This is a genomic window from Aliivibrio sp. S2TY2 (genome assembly GCF_028765525.1).
GTDB classification, from domain to species: domain Bacteria; phylum Pseudomonadota; class Gammaproteobacteria; order Enterobacterales; family Vibrionaceae; genus Aliivibrio; species Aliivibrio finisterrensis_A.
The window spans coordinates 292,312-310,943 of sequence record NZ_JARACS010000001.1 but is presented as its reverse complement, the minus strand read 5'-3'; the positions used below and the strand labels follow the sequence as shown (position 1 = coordinate 310,943).

Genomic DNA, 18,632 nt, shown 5'->3' with positions numbered 1-18,632 from the left:
ATATGAGCGACAACAATGCGACCCACGAAGAACTGCAAAGTGCGTATGATAAAATCAACACTTATCTTAACAACATTATGCTTGGGCCTGAAAATGAATCGCTATTACGTAGTTTTGAAGAGCTAGGCGATAAACTCCACGAGTACCACACCGTAATTATTGAAGCTAATTCCAACAAGCTTAAGGCATCACAGAAAGAACTTGAGGATCTAATTAGTAGTGCAAATGAAGCAAAAGAAATACTGCAGGAGGCTGAGGAACACGTTAAGAAGCTAGCTAAAGTAGCCAGCTCTGTCGACAAGATTGTGAAACAGCTAGGTAAGTTCATTTAGTAAAAATGTTGACTGGCTCTCGGTAAGAACGCCAGTCATTATCATACTTTCGTTAGTTACCCTTTAGATTTACAGTCACATGAAATAACTTGCATCAAGGAACCGTGGTAGAACCGTATTAATTGTTCTGAATCCATTATCCTAAAATAATCTAATATTCAAAACGTATGACTAACAAACTTGGGTCAAATGTATGTTACAAAGTTCTAGAAATTAAATAACTCCAGATAAACTCAATGACTCTTAACTACACTCTAAGCCGCTGTAGATCTCTTAAATACCATTGGTGAAATTTACTAAGTCCTAGCTTCTTATTTTCTACTTCGTTATTGTAAATTACATTACTAGTTATCATACAAGCAGTAATACCAGCCTCGTAAACGAATCGAGTCGCAACAGGAGCTCTTTTAGGAGAACTATCCCAATGATTTTCAAGCCAACGATTTAATCCATCATCATGAGGGATAACCACATTAAGTTGCTTTTTAGCCCGAGTCATTCCCACATAAAATAAACGTCGTTCTTCCTCAATACCTTCATCAGTGACAGAGTCATGCTTTAATGAATCTGCATCATATGTGTCATCGATTTTTCCGCCTGGATACTCGTCATCATTCAAACCTATCAAAACTACGTTATCCCATTCAAGACCTTTTGAACCGTGTAATGTAGACAGAACAAATGGTTTACAATCTGCCAAAGCATTCTTTGGATGGAGAATAAGATCTAAAAATGTCTTAGTATCAATTTTGCTCGATTCAAGTAACTCTTCAATTCTCGCAATCCCTCTCAATCGGTCATTTGAACCAGTTCGCGTAACTCCTTCCGTACTGATACCGTCCATGAAACCCGATAGTTTCAATCGTACAAACACATCATGAGCTAAGGTTTCCTCTCTGTCTTTCTTACAAATGTTAGTGACTTTTCTTAAATGCTCTTTTTGCGCTTGCGAACTTATGTCGTCATCAAATAATGCCCACAAAACAGCATTTAAATCCGATTTTGGAGCCAACAATCCATTGAGAGCAGCCTTGAGTTGCCCTTTCTGCCAACGAAAACCAGACTCCCTTAGAAAACCGTAAATCAATGCTTGCCTATTGGAGTTATATTCAAGTAATCGAAGATCTCCGTACACAGATAACAAGAAACCTATAACTAGCATCCCAATTTCTGTGCGGTTATATAATGTAGACGAACTATTCAAATATTTATACGGCAAACCACATAGACGTAAAGCAATTTCAGCCTCAGCAAGACTAGCTTTAGTACGAGAGAGAATGGCTTGCGTACCATTAGTAGAGGAAAGTTCGGTTAACACTTGAGATAAATAGTCATCAACGTATATTCTAATTTCAGTTTTTGGCGTACTAGAATGACTGACACAAAGTCTCGTTAATTGTGTAGAGTTCCGTCGAATAACTGAATTAGCCATTAAAGAAAGCTGATGTCCAAACCGAAATGTGCATGAAAGTTGAAACACTTTGGTACTCTCATAGTGTTTTTCAAACAAACCGCCTATAAAGTCTGGTCGTGCACCACGCCATTCATATATACATTGGTTTATATCACCGACAGCCATTACTGATGTGCCAGGCTTCGATAGAGAACGAATCATACTATGCTGTATAAAGTTAACATCCTGATACTCATCAATTATGATATGTTTAAAGTGAGAGCCAAGATTAGGAACATTACGCAACAGCGATACGGCTTCAATTAAATAATCATCAAAAGTTCGCAGATTACGTACCTCCAACAACTCACAATAATGACTATAAGCAAGAATATACTCCCGTTTGATATTCCTGAAGGTTGGATCTGTTGTCGCATCAGTTGGAGTTACGGCAGAAGCCCTGCACTTATTAATAAAAAGTTCAAACTCTTCTAAGTCACTAGGATTTATATAACTCGCATCATGTTCAAAGCCATGACGATACGCTTCTTTTACTAAATTTTCATAGTCGGGATTATCTGGCTTAAGCAGATTTTTCTTCTTGATTATTTGTTGGTGCTCTGCATAACCAACAATCTTTAAGGCTAGACTGTGGAATGTACGGACTTCAGGAATTACGTCCGACTTCAAGGCCACCTTCAACTTATCGCTAAAACTTATCTGCGCAGACTTGTTATACATCAAAATGAGAATAGATCGAGGGTCTGTCCCAGACTTAACCAACCGTTCAATACGTTTTACGAGAGTGGTAGTTTTTCCGCTTCCAGGTACAGCTTTAACCAATGCATGCCCAGTATCATGATTAACAATACTTTTCTGCTCCCAAGTTAATCTTTTCGCCATTCTCTTACCTTATAAGCAGCACATTGACAGGCTTCCGTATACGGAACCAGCTTGGCTTTGCTGTGACAGTGTAAATAACCATCCAACCATGAACCGCCCTGTTTACACATAATACAATTTGGAAATAGCGTCTGAGGATCGACATGATGAAGAAAAGTCCGTAGATTAGTCATTACCTCACCCGCGCCTAATGCTTTAGGCCACGAATTCAGCTTTGAGTTAACTATTAAATCAACATCAGATAAAGGTACAATGTTCTCATTAAGTCGTCCTGAGTCACTCAGACACCAAACAGACATTTCGACCTTACCAACAGAGCAAGTACCACTACAATGTTCAACTATTCTTGATGGAGGTTCCCAATTGAACACACTCAGATTCCCCCTCTCAACTGAATAAACTCCGCTAGACAATACCTTTATGTCATCAGCTGATTGAACCTTAAACTCAAGTATGGGAATACCCGTATCAATTTTTTCTTGCGTGCAAGGGTGAGTGACACAAATCTCGATATAACAACACCTTTTTCCAGATGAATCGGTTAACATCACATCAGGTTGTAGGCCAGTATTTTTATCACGCTTCTCTAAATCTACTTGATCAAAAAATTGAGTTAAGTTGTAACGAGCAGAAACTAACTTGGAACATTGAACTGCTTTATTTCCGAGCAAGCCTAACCGAGGACCAATGCAAGAAACACTACGTTCTAGCTCTAATACCATTGGCCTATTTGTGTTAATCGCATGTTTATAACACTGGAAGAATGCTTGCTTAGCTGCCTTATGTAAATATGTCTCTAAAGAACAACATTCTTCTATGTGACGATAATGCTTTGCATTAACGTCGCCTAAAACAGGTTTCAGACAATTATGGCATCCAGGGCAAGTATAGGAATGTGAACGCTTAGCCTCACTAATATGCGTGAGGATATTATCGCCATCAAGAGCAAATGCATACTGTACTGGATTAGATTGAATCGCCATACTTACAAAGTTCACTTACATTAAAGGTGTTGTTATTAAGATAATAAAAATAAGCACGCCCATATAATAAATGACAATAGGTAGAAATGTACTAGAAAATTTATTAAATCAAATAATTAAAGCAATATAATCTGTCCTCAAACAACTTTCAGCGTAATTTCAGGCTCATCACATAAATACCACGCCACAAATTCTGCAAAAAGTTGAACCTCCCCATTCTCTAGCAAATCTAAGGGGATTTCTGTCCGTACCCCTGATGTATCTATCTTATCTTCAATAAACTCTGCAATTTCATCTAAAGAATCCAAGTTCAATACTATTTCTTTAACAACATCTAGATCTAACACGGGAATATATTGAACAATGGTTTGTGAACTCGTTAGCCAAAAAGCGATATCCCAGCCATTAAGTATTTTGGGAAATCGAGGCATTGCTATTTCCAATGCAGAATAAACACTTCCTGCATTATTTAGTTGGAAATCAGGATAAAAATATTCGTCATCAATTCTAATCGCCAGAACCTTTTTTTCTTTTCTAAGTCGATAAATAGACTGACTTCTTTTCTTGCCTTTTATTCTTAATTTATCAGCAAACTCAGGTAAAGAAAGTAATGTATGACTCTTTATAAACTCTGCTTTTTTCTCTAAAAGACGTCGTTCTAACACACTTTGTGTACTTTCAAACTCATCATTCATATCATTTACCTTTAAATTGTGTCTCTAATATTGAATCAGGAGTGTGAACATGAAGTTCCCATCGTCTCCATTCTGAACCGTGTTCGTTCAAACATATTCAACTTCAATTAAGCTAATGAAATTTATTACATAGCATGCAATATTTATTTTGATTTCAGTTACATATTGGTTGCGAGGCTACTAATGTGACAGGCTATGAAAAAGGTAATAGAGCCAAGTCTTGAGTTTTGTATATCAAGACTAGTTGACTATCTGTAACGTACTTAAATACGTAACAAGCTTAGAACATAGCTAAGCTAATTTCGCCTTACCTATCTGTAATACGCATTGAATTTTGATAAAACGCGGCTTTACTATCCGTAAACATTAACTTTAAAGAATCATTTCTTGCGATAAATACAGATTGGATCACCCCATCAAATCGAGTAGTTAAAACAGATCTTAATCTGTAAGTAAAATTACAATCCAGTGGTGCTAACATATCGCAGTTATCAAACCATAAAAGAGTTGGTTTTGACGCAGACTGAATAGCATCAAAGAACGCGGTATTTTCTGTACTGGTCAGCACATGCTCGATCGATTCATAACTAGAAAAATCCAAATACAGTACATCTATTCCTTCCTTTTCAGCAAGGATGGTCGTTTTTTCAATAAAATCATCACCTAATAGATCTTTATCTGCTGAGATGATACTTAAGTTTATAGACCAAGCCATTTCAATAAATCGTTCTGGTGTAAGCTTCATAAATTATTCCTATCGTTTCATTGTAAGTATCTAGCTAACTTATATAACTAAACACAGAGATCACCCTCTGCCTAAAATCACCCTGTAAGGTAATATTTGGGGCATATGAAAAAACACTAGCCTCTTGTGGGTAATCATCAAACATAACCTCTAGACGCTCATTAAGTGTTCTTTGCGTTGCTTTAAAGGCCTTATCTGGATTCTCAAATACCGTTATCGGTAATAAATTAGCCTTTTGAGTCATCTCAATGTCTTTTTCTATCACTGAATAATCCGGTATATCTTCATCTATTCGCTCAGCGAATTCTGTTAATTTTGGTTCAGCAATAGTGAACAACCAAGCTTCTTGATTTTTTGATTGAGTCACTCGTAAAATACGGCCTAATACCTGCCTAAAATACAGCTCTGTTTTTACAGTACTCAAATGACAACAGACCTGTAAACGAGGGATATCTGTTCCTTCTGAGATCATCCCAACACTAACAATCCATTGTGTATTACTACTCCTAAAATTAGCGATTTCATTTAATGGATTATCATGTCTATAGGTAACAATGGTTGCTGTTTGTTTGAATTTGGTTTTGAGTATATTTAAAAGTTCAATAGCATGACTAACCGATGACGCAACGACTAATCCAGCCGCTTCTGGATTATCTTTCCTAACTTCTGCCAATTTATGACAGCTCAACTGCAATAAGTAATTCATCGTTTCTGGATGAGTAATCACTGACTCATAATTTACAGACGAATACTTTAATAGTTCAGATACACTGCCAAATGTTTGTTTTCCCTTTTCACTCTTGGTTACTTGAAAATTATTATTATCAACAAGTACTAAATGTGGGTTACGACAAACTTTATCCCTCACGGCCTCCCCTAACCCATAGATATAATCACAATAGATTTGATTATCTGGATCAGTATATTTAGCAAGAGTAATTGGAGTGAAATCACTGCGCCACGGTGTTCCCGTTAATGCCAGCGTATATTTTGCTTTCGATTGAATTTTAGTTAGAATCTTTTGACCCCATGCATTCGATTCTGATACATCAGATCCTGAGCAATGATGAATCTCATCAAAAACAACTAATACATTATGGTTTTCTAAGATCTGCCAAAAATCATCACTTAAATAAAGCATGTTTTGGTAGGTATATGACCCACCCACCGCGCCGATTGAACCGTGAAATGACGCATTAAAACGATAAGAAAAAGTAGTTTGCATCCCTTCAGCAACAATCAATGATGGTGAAAAACACAGAATGAAATCAATCTCATTTGTCTGTTTTAATCGATAACCTATTTCAGCCGCTGCCACTGATTTACCAGCCCCGGGAGTAGCAAGTAATAGTATATGTTGCTGGTCGTTTAAATATTTTTCAATACTTAAGTTCACCGCTTCTGCTTGCCACTTTCTTAGCATTAAACTTTACCCTCATCCAATTGAATAATTTTAGTTAATGCATTTACTTTTCCGCATAACGTCGCTGATTGGTTTCGTAAACCTAAATAAAGAGCTTGTAAATGTGTCGATTCATCAGGAAAAGATGACATCACATGCTTAACTTCTTCAGTTTCGCTTAATACCATTGTCAACTCAGCTTCATACTGAGTTTTTTGCTTAATCACTGCTTTTAATAATTCAGAGATAGGCTTCTCTTTATTCGATATCGAAGCAGTAGCTTTGGGTATCACTGAAGTACGCTTAGCCCTCTCTTTAAATTCATAAGATTTCATTGTGACTTGCGAATTTAAAAGTAGCTCAGTCTGATAATAAGTTAGTTTTTTTCCATCTACTTTTTCAGATTTAGCCAATAGTTTTTTCTTTTCCAAAGCAAAAATCTGTCTATATGCAAAAGTTCCAGCAGCTTCTTTTGATTCAAATAAATCAGACACTTCTAACACGCTATCTCTCATGTCAGATACGGTAAAACCATCTAACTTATTTTCTATCAATATCTTAAAGACAACCTCATTTAATTTTACTTTGTTACTCACAACCAAAAAACCTTAACTAAAAACTTAGGATTGCTAAGTATACAAGAATAAGTAAAACTTAGACAATCTAAGTTATTAAAGGTTTTTATGATGATGAGTCTGTGGAAAGAGAGAATCCAATCCCAAAACGACTTAAAGAAGCTCGTAAGCATGCCAAGATCACCCAAAAAGAATTGGGTATTCGAATCGGTATGGAAGAGAGTTCTGCGAGTGGGCGTATGAATCACTACGAGAAAGGTCGCCACACACCTGATATTAGTGTGCTGCAACGTATGGCAAAAGAACTTGGTGTTCCACTGAGTTACTTTTTTTGTGAATCTGATTCGTTAGCTGAATTGAATCTACTAATAGGAAAAATGAGTGAGGAAGAACGAGTTAAGTTAATAGAATCACTAAAGCAATAAAATCAAAAAAGCACTGCTATTTAAAAATCAAAATAACAGTGCCTTTCCCATACCAACTCAAACGCCATTAAGTCTTCATAGAATATAAATGCGCTATAGCCCTCACATTCTGAACAATTACCCTACCTCTTTTTTGACATTCAATAGAATCTAACCTAAAAATAAACTTAGGAATCCTCAGTTTTAGGGCGTAATTAAAAATGCTTAATCCAATAGAGCTTTATAAAGATGAATCGCTAGAGAGCTGTTTATTAAGGATCAGTCAGAATAATTGCTATGATTCATTTCAGGATTTTAGCGATGAAGTTTGGTTTCAAGTCAAAGAAGAGGATCGTGAGGTTCGTGGAACTTTCCCTGCAACCCTAAATACGGTAAATCTCTATCACTCTCACACATCAAGTGACTTAAAGCTCAAAGCACTAATTAAAATTGAGCAGTGGCTTGAGATAAATAACTTCCCTTTATTAAAAAGCGCCTTAAGTAGATCAAGTAGTACTTTCTTACGCCAACATTCTGCTGTTTTTAGAAATGGTGTTGATATACCAAGAATCCTGCTCAGAAAAAATGGTATTCCAGTGTGCCCAGAGTGCCTAAAAGAGAACGAATACATACGTCAAGAATGGCACTTTATCACTCATGATGTATGCACAAGACATAAAATAGGTCTATTACATCACTGCCCAGAGTGTAAAGCCTCTATCAATTATCAAGAAATTGAAAACATTACGGATTGTCCGTGTGGATTCAAATTCAGTGATCACTTAGCTCCGCAAGCAAATAGCAATGCCTTACTCATTGCACAATGGCTTAACGGCGAAAACACTAAATTAGCTAATATTTGGGGAGAACACCAAGCAATATCATCTCGCTTTGGTGTCTTACTTTGGTATATCAATAGATATAATCTGACAGATGATTTTTCTACTTCATTTGTAAAATATTCATTGAATTGGCCTACTAATTTCTATTCCGAACTCGATGAGCAAATAGATAAAGCTAAAACAGTTCAGATTAAACCTTTTAATAAGATATTTTTTAATGAGATATTTGATAGCCTTTTATTAGATTGCCAACGCTTACCTACACGAGAATTTAAAACGAATTCAATACTAAGCCATGTATATCAGTATTTTCTATCTCGCTATCAAATTCAACCTAACTCTGATGTCTTTTCAATCTTGCTAAGCCCCTTAGAGGCATCGAGCTTGCTTTCTTGCACTACCGATCAAATCTATCGCTTATATGAACTAGGTTTTCTTAAATTAGGCGTTAGGCCAAAACTACATCAAAAAATAGCAAGTCACCAATCAGTTTTTACACTCTCAAGCATTATTCTAGTCAAGCTTTCAAACATGCAATCCAGTCAAGATGAATTGCATCACTACCTTTCAGCGTGGTAACTAATGGAATTTACAGATATTCTCATCATTCAAGATGTAAAGGAACGCAACAGAGCTTTAAAGGTTGCATTTGCTCACTACTCTTCAGCTATTTGTATTGATGATCATGAAGTCGAAGCGATTACATGCCTACTTAATTTGTGTACGCCAAAAACGGAGGATTACCTAGACAAAACTAGCGCATCTCTGTTTTTAAATAACCAAGATAATATTCAAAAGTGTCTTGACGAACTTAAGTGGTTCCATAGTCACAATGTTAAATATCCAGATTGCCGAGTTAAGGGGCAAAGCATTATTTCTTTACCAATCGATTCAGTAAGTAACACCATAAATAGTAATGTAGTTCCTTATCGATTAGGTTGGTCTCATGACAGTGGAAAGGTTAACTATACTCATTTTCTACTCTCTTGCTTTAAATGGAGAGGAGCACAAACAACTCTTAGTCAATTATTCATAACTGATACACTGTTTTGGTTAGATATTATAAAAAAAATACAATGTAACTGGACCAAAAAACAAACTGAGCAATTTATTCATTCCATACACAAAGAAATGCCTGCAAAAACACTTCCAGAGAACATCAGTCCATATTCAAAACAGATCTTATTCCCATATAAAAATGACTATCTAACTTTAACTCCTGTTACTTCTAACTCAGTTCAAACATGGTTAGAACACCAATCAAGGAAACCTAATGATATTCATTGGATTAAACGAGAAAGTAAGCACCCTGCTAGTGTAGGCGCGTTATCATCTTCTATCGGTGGTTACCATTGCTTAATATTTTCACCACCAAACACATCACAATCACCACACTCGTATCACGACAATATGACTAGCAAAACTGAATGTAGAGAAGCTTTTTGTGCTTCAGCTATCACTGAGAAAAGTACGACTGACGCATTACAAAGGCTCATCAGTTCTGAAGTAAGAATGAATGTGAAACATAGAAAACAAATCAGAAAATCAGGGGTTCATTTCATTAGACAAAAAATAGCTCTTTGGCTTACTCCTCTGATTCGATGGAGAGATCATATAGATAATAACCAGATACAAATCACTAATGACCATCCATCATTAGTTAACCTATTCTTGTCGTCTCCTATTGCTAATTTTCCCGATTTATTAACGCCATTGCATAATCACCTAAATCAAACTCTAGGAAAGAATAAATACACAAAACGCTTTGCTTATCACCCTGATTTAATGCCTATTTTCAAATCACAACTTTCATGGATTCTGAATAAACTGGCACAAGATGAAAATATAAATCAGCAGCCCGTTCTACCTAGAACCCAATTTATCCATCTTAAAAATTTAAGGCTATACAATGGCAATGCGTTAAGCTCTCCCTATGTTTGTGGACTACCTTCACTAACTGGTTTTGGGGGATTTATGCATGACTTCGAACGAAGATTAAAAACAAAGATTGAAGAAAATATTCATTTTGAAGCTTTCAGCCTATTTGTTCATCAATATGAATTACAATCATCTCCTCCGCTCTGTGAAGTTTCGGATGTTTATAAAAAAAGAGAACTATCCCCTGCAAAACGTTTATTAACACAACCTTCTTATTCTTGTGATATGCGTTTTGACCTCGTTATCAAAGTTCACACAGAGGTTAATTTAAGCGATATTAGTCAACGTATGCAATCTGCAATGCCTGCTCGTTGTGTTGGTGGTACGTTAAATCAACCTTCGTTACATGACAGCTTAGAATGGCTTACAACCTATACATCGTCTGAACATTTATTTGAAGAGTTAGCTTGCCTTCCTAACTCAGGTCGTTGGATATACCCACCATCGGAAACATTTAACACTCCAGATGAGTTTCTTTCTATATTGGGAAATAGCACACACCTTGCTATTTGTAATGGTTACTCATTTCTTGAAGATCCAACAAGTAGAGAGAATGTGAGCCTTAATCAACACGTATTTTGTGAACCTTTAATTGGATTAGCAGAGCAAGTAATACCTATAAATATGAGACTTAAGCGGCAAAAACATTATTTTTCAGATGCTTTTTGGTCGATCAATAGTGATTTCAATTCTATTCTTATTCAAAAGCATGAGTAAGGATACGCTATGAAGCTGTGTAATAACCTGAACTACACTCGATCATTGTCACCGGGAAAGGCTGTTTTTTATTATGAAAGTAAAGACTGTCAAATGAATCCTATTAAGTGTGAGCAAACTCATTTAAGAGCGCCTAAAGCTGGATTTTCAGAAGCCTTTAATAGCGATTACTCAACTAAAAACACGGCTCCACAAGATCTCTCCTTTAGTAATCCTCAATTTATTGAAATGTGTTATGTTCCTGCCGGTATTGATGAAATCAAAATCCGATTTTCATTACATATAGAAGCTAATTCATTACAACCAGATAAATGCTCTGATATTCAAATTAGAGAGATATTGCAAGCTTTTGCTACCAAATATAAAGAAAATGGCGGCTATCAAGAACTTGGTGAACGATACGCAAAAAACTTACTTTCTGGTACTTGGCTATGGCGGAATGAGCATAATCTAGGTACAAGTATTTCAATAAAAACAACAAGCAACCAAGAATTCAATATCGATAATGCCTTTAAGCTATCAAGAAAAGCCTCAGCTAAAGATAAAAAAACAATATCAAAGTTAGGAAGTGAAATCGCAAGTGCATTATCTGACCCTGAGCATTATTACTTTGCCGATATTACAGCAACAATCAATGTAGCTTTCTGCCAAGAAATCCATCCTAGCCAAGAGTTTTTAGACACTAAAGAAAAAGGGAAGCCAAGCAAAGTATATGCAAAAACGTCACTTCAAACTGGTGAAAAAACCATTGCTTTTCATGCACAAAAGATTGGAGCAGCAATTCAACTTATCGACGATTGGTGGGATGAAGGTGCCGATATTCCCTTAAGAGTAAATGAGTTTGGTGCTGATCATCACAATGTCATAGCCAGAAGGCATCCTTCGCATCGCAATGACTTTTATACTTTAATTCAAAACGCAGATAACTACTGCGCGCAACTGGATGAAAATTCAGATATTACTGATGATATGCATTACGTTATGGCCGTATTAGTTAAAGGAGGGCTGTTTCAAAAAAGTGCTTCTTCAAAAAAAGGAAAGTAGATGCTCACTCACTATTTTAGTATTACGTATGTGCCTGATGATTGTGATAATGAGTTATTGGCAGGACGTTGCATCGCTGAATTTCACAAGTTTATCTCTAGTCTAAGGCTGATAGAAAACAACTCTTTTGCCATTGGCTTTCCAAATTGGTCCGAACAAAGTGTTGGGAATGAATTTGCTATTTTGTCTAATAACTCTGAATTATTAAGTGCCATTAAGTACCAGCCCTATTTCAATTTAATGAAGAATGAGGAATTATTTTCTATTACAGATATCAAGCCTGTGCCAAATAATCTTCCTCAAATAAGATTCATCAGAAATCAATCTATTGGGAAAATATTTATAGGTTCAAAAAAACGTAGAATTCAGCGTTCAATCACAAGAAATAATAAAGAGCATACACCTATATCAAATGAAGACAGAGAGTTTGATACCTTTCACAAAGTGTCGTGCTCTAGTAAAAGTAAACAGCAACAATTTATCCTTCATATTCAAAAAGATATCACCCCGAGAACTACAGACTCTAACGATAGCTACAATAGTTATGGCTTGGCGACAAATAGTAAACATTTAGGCACTGTTCCTGATTTATCAAAAATACCTTTTTATTACGAAGACAAATTATCAAATAAAGATCAATGAGTTAAAAAGTCACCTTCAACATTGGTATTTTAAAGGAAACGCTTCAATATTTTTGATTTGTAATAATATCTGCCCTATATTCCATTGTAACCTGCCGGATAGGCAGCCAAGAATAAGAACAGGCGAAACCGATTGTAAATCGAAAGGTAACCTGCCGGATAGGCAGCCAAGAATTTATTAGGAGTTATTGCAGCAACTGGCTATGTGTAACCTGCCGAATAGGCAGCCAAGAATAGGTCAGGAAGAAAGCAGCCTATAATGCTGGAAAAGCAGTAAAACATTCACTTAATCGCTCTGTTTTTACAGAGCTTTTTTGTGCCTTTTTAAGTGGTTGAGCTTAGTTTTCTATCCACTCCTAAAAAAACAGGTTGTTTGGCTATCTCTATATGTACTACTAAGTAGGATTATTACCTTTAATTATCAATAAGTAACTCATTACGCAACTTGCATAATTAACTTTTAGATAGAATGATCATCTGTGGTTAGCTTTAAATTAATCTGCATTATTAACAACGCTTCGATATCTAGATATATCAGTAGAAGGCCCCTTCGAAGTAAAAATAGGATGACTATACATGTCCCTAACAGCACTAGCATGCCACACCTATCTTTCAATATTAATTGCACTTCAGGAGCTTTATCTATTGACTCTAACTCAAGTATTGAACAGGTCACGTTGAATTTGCCTTTCGGTGTAAACTCTAGTGAGTTAGAGTCCCCAAGTTGCTTGTGGTCATTTTGAACACCAAATTCATACCAATTATTAATAGTTTATTTATATTGAACTGTTTTTTCAGCGATGGTACTAAAACGGAAGCATGATTTGTAACTGTAGATCAAGGCATCTTGAGTGTATCACTACTATAGCTTAAACCTACTGATGTATTTCTTTATTCTCACATGTCAATAAGTACAATTTTGTACCAAGATCAAGCATATCTGGTACACCACTCTTAGGGGATGTTTAAATTAAATCAAATCAAACCAACTCATCCCTCATCTGATATATAATCTTGATACAGCAAAATTTGAAATATTATGATCAATATTGTTCTAAATAACTTGTTATAGTATCAATTAAATCCATTTCATTTTGATAAAAAGTTCTATTTTATTCTAGTTCGAAATGCCTATTCTTTATCTCAAAATTGTTTTTATGGTCTTGTGATAGGATTCAATTACTTCCCGAATAAACATGATTTTGTAGTTATATTGGAAATATCATAAATAGAATGAGTACAAATATATCTTTCCGAGTTATATGATTAAAGATAGTCCATGTCCTACAAAGTTATATCTGTATGACCTCTACGAGGTCGTTACTCTAATGCCCCACGACCAACAATACCTAATCTTTCAGAATCAACTTTAATAATTAGATGTATCACTAAACACTTTAACATCAATATTAGAGAAAACAGAAATATTACCTTATTTCTGTTGCATAAGAAATGGAATAAGCTCAATACTTTTTCTGGTTATCAGGTAAAATTTGATTCTCGTAAATTAATTATTTTTCAAAATATGTGGTAACTTACATACTGTATTGATGCAACGTTAGATCCTCCACTAAACAAATGATATATAATAAAATCATCTTATCAAGCAACCAAATTCTAAAATTAACTTATAGTTGATATTTCGAAAAATAATATATTAATGAACACTTTCAAGCTGATATTCACATATCCTTCACACTTTAAACTTTATAATGCTTAACTAATTTAAAAGGAGGAAAATTTATGACTAGACCAATAACCCTATCACTAATAACTAGTTTTCATACTGCGTTATTTGAATATTATTGCTTATTAGATAATGGCGATAGAAAATCGAAACTAAAGAAATTATTATTCAATGCCAATGGAGAACTTATAGTTAACAAACTTGAATATCTATCAAACAGTGAAAAAGAGAGCGAACAACAATATTACAAACGACTATGTTATACGACAAGAATAATTGTTATGAGATATCTAAGTTAATATTTAAAGTTAGATGCCTTTGCTTTATCAAAAATAAGACACAAACAAGATAAAATAGCAAACGAGCTAAAAGTTAAACATTTTGCGCATTATTTATAATGCACATTTAAAAAAAAGCTTGTACCTTAACGGAAGTAAAACGGTAATACAGTTATTTCCATATGATATGAGTACATATAACAATGACGATTAAAAAAAATTTAAAGTATTTTGCCATTCTTTCTTTATTCTCTAATGTTTCAGCTGCAGAAATTTTACCTTACATGGCGATTAATGCAGGAATAGGGGGAATAGATATACCAGAAGCTGATATTAAGGATATAAATTATAATCAAAAATCAGGTATATTCTCTTGGAGTATAAATACAGGTCTATTAACAAAATCAAGCCTACTCGATAATTTTGAATATGGCATTGATCTTAGTTATTCATCTTATGCAACACATAAAACAAAAATTGAAGATACAAATTTTAATTATGATGGTCGCAATATTTCAGTGCAAGGTATCGCAAAATATAGCTTCAATAATAACTGGGGCATTATAGGAAAATTTGGTGCTGCTTATACTGAACAAGAGTTAACCGTTGGCAATATGAAATTTCATGAATCAGAAATATTACCAAAAATTGGTATAAGTGTTTCATATAACATTAATAGCAATATATATATTAGTGGCGGTTTCGATCATATTTTTGGAAGTGATATAGCAAAAGTCACAGATAATATCAATAAATATAATTATGAAAAATCTGATTATACAAATGTTGGGTCTGTTAATAATCTGTATATAGGTATTGGATATATTTTCTAAAGTCGGAGCGCTAATATTCTAGCGCTTCAAGCTATCATATTTATTATTCAGAGAAATATTTTGAAACAAAAAGGCTTCACTATTGTAGAATTAATTTCCATGCTAATATTGTTAACGTTACTATCAACGATAGTGATTCAAAAAACAATTTCATACAAGACTCAAGCAAGAATAAATGCACTTAAAAATATAAAAAGTGAATTTCAAGTAATGCTTGATATTACAAAGGTAAAAGCAATTTTAAATATAAATAAAATTGAAAACTCAAGTCATAATTTGAATAAAATACTAGCTGGTTACATTATAAATAATGGTGACAAAATATATATTTATAAAAACACTTATCACCCTGATTTTACATACAAAACGTATGGAAAAAATATGGATGAAAAAATAATAGAAAACATAAATAAAGTTATAAATATTGATATTAAACCAATGAATGCTTCTAACTATAATAAGAGTAGTTATTTGTTATTTACATACGGAGAGCATGACATATTCATAGTACCAAATAGCAAAAATGCATTTTCAGATATAAATAAATGTAGCATAAAATACTCAGGTAGAAATGAAAATGCATTGTTGATGAAAACCGATGGTTGTTAAACACATAATAGGATAATTTATGAATAGAAATTTAATTTTACTTTTTAGCATATTCACTGTTAATACAGTACAAGCTAATAATGATAATAGCATAGGGGTAGATTTGGGTTACGGGAGTATAAAAAATGATATTTCATCGGGTATATTAAATGGGACAAGTAATAATGATGATATGGCAACAATTAATATTTTCTACCGATACATGGTAAATACATCTTACGGTGTGGAACTCGGTTATAGGAATAGTTTTGGAGGTTTCGGTTCAATGCTAACTAGTGATTTTAAAGGAGTTAGAGATCTAGAATTTTATGGACCTAAAATAAATTTTTATAGTGAGAAATCAATAAATAATCTTGTAGGTATATATGGAAAATTAGGTATTAACTATTATACTACTGAATATGTATTAAACAATGAGAAAAAAGAGATTTCATATTCAGAGCTAGGAACTGAAGCATCTTTAGGTATTAACTTAAGTTTTGATGGGTTGGGGTTTGGTATCGAATATAATTATATACTTAGTGAAAGCTTAAATTCTGGTTCAATACTACTTTCATCTCGTTTTAAATTTTAACAAAACTAACTCACGTTGGTGAGTTAGTTTACAAAGGTTATCGTGTTTCTACCCGATGATTTCGAATCATACAAAGCCATATCGGCGTTTCTTATTAATGCTAAATCATCAATCAACGCACTCCTCTCTGTTACGGCTACACCTATACTAAAAGTAATTACATTTGAAGTTAAGGAAAATTTATGTTCTATACCAGCATTTATAATGCTATCTTTTATATCTTTAGCCAATTCTTCTGCTGAACATTTATCATCATCTATTATAATAATGAATTCCTCTCCCCCATAACGAGCAACAAAAGCATCAGAACCGCATATTGTTTCCAATAATTTAGCCACATTAATGAGAATAGAGTCACCTTTCTGGTGCCCATAATTATCATTATATAACTTAAAATGATCAATATCTAGCATCAATATCGCTCGAGAATATAAAAAAGGAACATTAAGGCGGTTTTCAAGACTTACCCTATTTGCAATACCTGTTAAAGCATCATTATAAGCCAAATACTCTAACCTTTCATTCAAACTTGTTATTTTCCTATTTTTATTAAAATAGATAGTTAAATATAGAAGTAAAATGAGGAAAATAAAAAAACAAACACACAAAAAATAAACGGCAATACTTAGCTGTTTCTCTGAATTCAGAAACAACTGTTTAATCCTTTTGTTATTAAAAGAATAAGTTAAAAACTGCATTTCTTCATGTTTATTATTTTCAAAATTCGACAATTTTAAATTGTAAGCCTTATTTAAGTAAAAAATGGCCTCTACAGTATTATTAATATATTTGTTTAAATTGTAAAGATTATAGTAAGCCTCATGCTTATAGTAAGGTAGTTGTAAATTTTCAATCGAATTTATCACACCTTCATATAGTGATATAGATTTTTTATAATCCATATTTTGATAATGAGCCCTTGCATGCAAAATATCAATAAGAATATTTAAATGATAGAATTGTTCAGCGAGTCCTGCTTCATAACGCTTCTTAGCTTCATGTATTTTAATTATTGCTTTATTGTTAGAATTCATACTCAGAAGATATTCTGCTTCTATAATTAATTGATATGTCATAATATTATCTTTATCTATTGACTCATCCAAATTAATTATTATACCCTTTGATTTCTCAATAAACTTAAGAGCTTTTTTTTCATTATCAATACGAGCATAAGCACTTGATAAATTGGCAAAAATGTAATAGCTATCAATGTAATTTAAATTTAATTTGTATTCTCTTTCGTAATCTAATGCTAGGTTTAATTTATTTATTGCCTCTTCATAATTTTCTAAAAGAGTGTAGTCCATAGCTATATCTATCATAACTTTAATTGAATCAGTATACTTCTTCATTTTTAAAAATGAATCCAAAGCCTTTAATTTATACTTTACTCCCAAAATAAATTGATTACAATTAGAATAAGCCACTCCTAAATTCAACCACAAATAGGGGGAGTTAACAGATTTATTTTCTAGAAAATAAATAGCATCATTAATAACATTAATCGCTTGCTGATTTCTTGATAGATGCAAAAGATCAATGCCTCTATTTAAAGCAATTTCAGAAAATAACATAGAACAATCATCACATGATACCAACAAATCTTTAGATTTATTATAATAATCTAACGAAATCAATTCTTTATTTTTCTTTATTGCAGTATGACTTAAATCAGAATAAAACTTTCCAAGAATCTTTTTATCAGATATTTCGTTGATATATTTCTTGGCGTAAAAAAATTCCCTCTCGGCCTTATAATATCTTCGTTCATTAAGCTCAAAATATCCTTTAATATAATGAAAATAAAACAAATCTTCATCTGTTAAATTTATTTTTTCAGTTAAGCTAATTAAAATCCGTTTTTTTTCTTCTTTATTAACATTCCCACGGAGGATAATATTAGAAAAAAACTCTAATTCGTTAAAGGGGATTTCCTTGCTATCTCGATAAAAAATAACAAGTAAAAACATACACATAATAAGTTTTAAATATCGCAAAAATACTCCCTTATAAAAGCTTTAACTATATACATAA

General features: G+C 33.5%; 16 protein-coding genes. 9 read left to right on the top strand and 7 right to left on the bottom strand.

Annotated features, from left to right (window positions below; genetic code table 11):
- Positions 1-2: 2 nt before the first annotated feature.
- Complete coding sequence (locus tag PVK63_RS01420) at positions 3-332, top strand: hypothetical protein (RefSeq protein ID WP_274439799.1); 330 nt, start codon at positions 3-5, stop codon at positions 330-332.
- 247 nt (positions 333-579) lie between these two features.
- Here the strand turns inward: PVK63_RS01420 and PVK63_RS01415 are convergent, their stop codons facing one another.
- The 6 genes from PVK63_RS01415 to PVK63_RS01390 form a co-directional block, all read right to left on the bottom strand.
- Positions 580-2,628 carry an ATP-dependent helicase gene (locus PVK63_RS01415; protein WP_274449239.1) on the bottom strand — a complete coding sequence of 683 codons (2,049 nt, stop codon included), beginning with the start codon at positions 2,626-2,628 and terminating at the stop codon, positions 580-582.
- Entirely contained in the window at positions 2,613-3,611 is a 999-nt protein-coding gene (locus PVK63_RS01410) for a hypothetical protein (protein WP_065623809.1), read from the bottom strand. Before PVK63_RS01410 ends, PVK63_RS01415 begins: the two co-directional genes overlap by 16 nt.
- A 137-nt stretch (positions 3,612-3,748) precedes the next feature.
- Positions 3,749-4,306 carry a hypothetical protein gene (locus tag PVK63_RS01405; protein ID WP_274439797.1) on the bottom strand — a complete coding sequence of 186 codons (558 nt, stop codon included), beginning with the start codon at positions 4,304-4,306 and terminating at the stop codon, positions 3,749-3,751.
- Between the two features lie 307 nt (positions 4,307-4,613).
- The gene (locus PVK63_RS01400; RefSeq protein WP_274439796.1) at positions 4,614-5,051 is read right to left on the bottom strand and encodes a hypothetical protein; all 438 of its coding nucleotides are present in this window, start codon (positions 5,049-5,051) and stop codon (positions 4,614-4,616) included.
- 34 nt (positions 5,052-5,085) lie between these two features.
- Positions 5,086-6,474: a DEAD/DEAH box helicase gene (locus PVK63_RS01395; protein WP_274439795.1), complete on the bottom strand. Its 1,389-nt coding sequence runs from the start codon at positions 6,472-6,474 to the stop codon at positions 5,086-5,088.
- Positions 6,474-7,049 (bottom strand): hypothetical protein, encoded by a 576-nt coding sequence (locus PVK63_RS01390; RefSeq protein WP_274439794.1) that lies wholly within the window; start codon positions 7,047-7,049, stop codon positions 6,474-6,476. The genes PVK63_RS01395 and PVK63_RS01390 overlap by 1 nt, the downstream gene beginning before the upstream one ends.
- Positions 7,050-7,150: 101 nt before the next feature.
- Between PVK63_RS01390 and PVK63_RS01385 the strand changes: the two genes are divergently transcribed.
- The 8 genes from PVK63_RS01385 to PVK63_RS01350 all read left to right on the top strand — a co-directional run bounded on the left by PVK63_RS01385 (position 7,151) and on the right by PVK63_RS01350 (position 16,595).
- On the top strand, positions 7,151-7,453 hold the full coding sequence (locus PVK63_RS01385) for a helix-turn-helix domain-containing protein (protein ID WP_017019121.1): 303 nt from the start codon (positions 7,151-7,153) through the stop codon (positions 7,451-7,453).
- 200 nt (positions 7,454-7,653) lie between these two features.
- A complete protein-coding gene (locus PVK63_RS01380) occupies positions 7,654-8,853 on the top strand; it encodes a TniQ family protein (protein ID WP_274439793.1) in 1,200 nt (399 codons plus the stop codon).
- 3 nt (positions 8,854-8,856) lie between these two features.
- Positions 8,857-10,929, top strand: a complete 2,073-nt coding sequence (locus PVK63_RS01375) for a type I-F CRISPR-associated protein Csy2 (protein ID WP_274439792.1) — start codon at positions 8,857-8,859, stop codon at positions 10,927-10,929.
- 9 nt (positions 10,930-10,938) lie between these two features.
- Positions 10,939-11,973, top strand: a complete 1,035-nt coding sequence (gene csy3 / locus PVK63_RS01370; RefSeq protein ID WP_274439791.1) for a type I-F CRISPR-associated protein Csy3 — start codon at positions 10,939-10,941, stop codon at positions 11,971-11,973.
- On the top strand, positions 11,974-12,615 hold the full coding sequence (cas6f, locus tag PVK63_RS01365) for a type I-F CRISPR-associated endoribonuclease Cas6/Csy4 (protein ID WP_274439790.1): 642 nt from the start codon (positions 11,974-11,976) through the stop codon (positions 12,613-12,615).
- A 2,167-nt stretch (positions 12,616-14,782) separates the two neighbouring features.
- Positions 14,783-15,412: an outer membrane beta-barrel protein gene (locus tag PVK63_RS01360; RefSeq protein WP_274439789.1), complete on the top strand. Its 630-nt coding sequence runs from the start codon at positions 14,783-14,785 to the stop codon at positions 15,410-15,412.
- 60 nt (positions 15,413-15,472) lie between these two features.
- A complete protein-coding gene (locus PVK63_RS01355) occupies positions 15,473-16,021 on the top strand; it encodes a hypothetical protein (protein WP_274439788.1) in 549 nt (182 codons plus the stop codon).
- Positions 16,022-16,040: 19 nt separating this feature from the next.
- Positions 16,041-16,595 (top strand): outer membrane beta-barrel protein, encoded by a 555-nt coding sequence (locus PVK63_RS01350; RefSeq protein WP_274439787.1) that lies wholly within the window; start codon positions 16,041-16,043, stop codon positions 16,593-16,595.
- Between the two features lie 23 nt (positions 16,596-16,618).
- Here the strand turns inward: PVK63_RS01350 and PVK63_RS01345 are convergent, their stop codons facing one another.
- Complete coding sequence (locus PVK63_RS01345; protein WP_274439786.1) at positions 16,619-18,595, bottom strand: tetratricopeptide repeat-containing diguanylate cyclase; 1,977 nt, start codon at positions 18,593-18,595, stop codon at positions 16,619-16,621.
- Between the last annotated feature and the right edge of the window lie 37 nt (positions 18,596-18,632).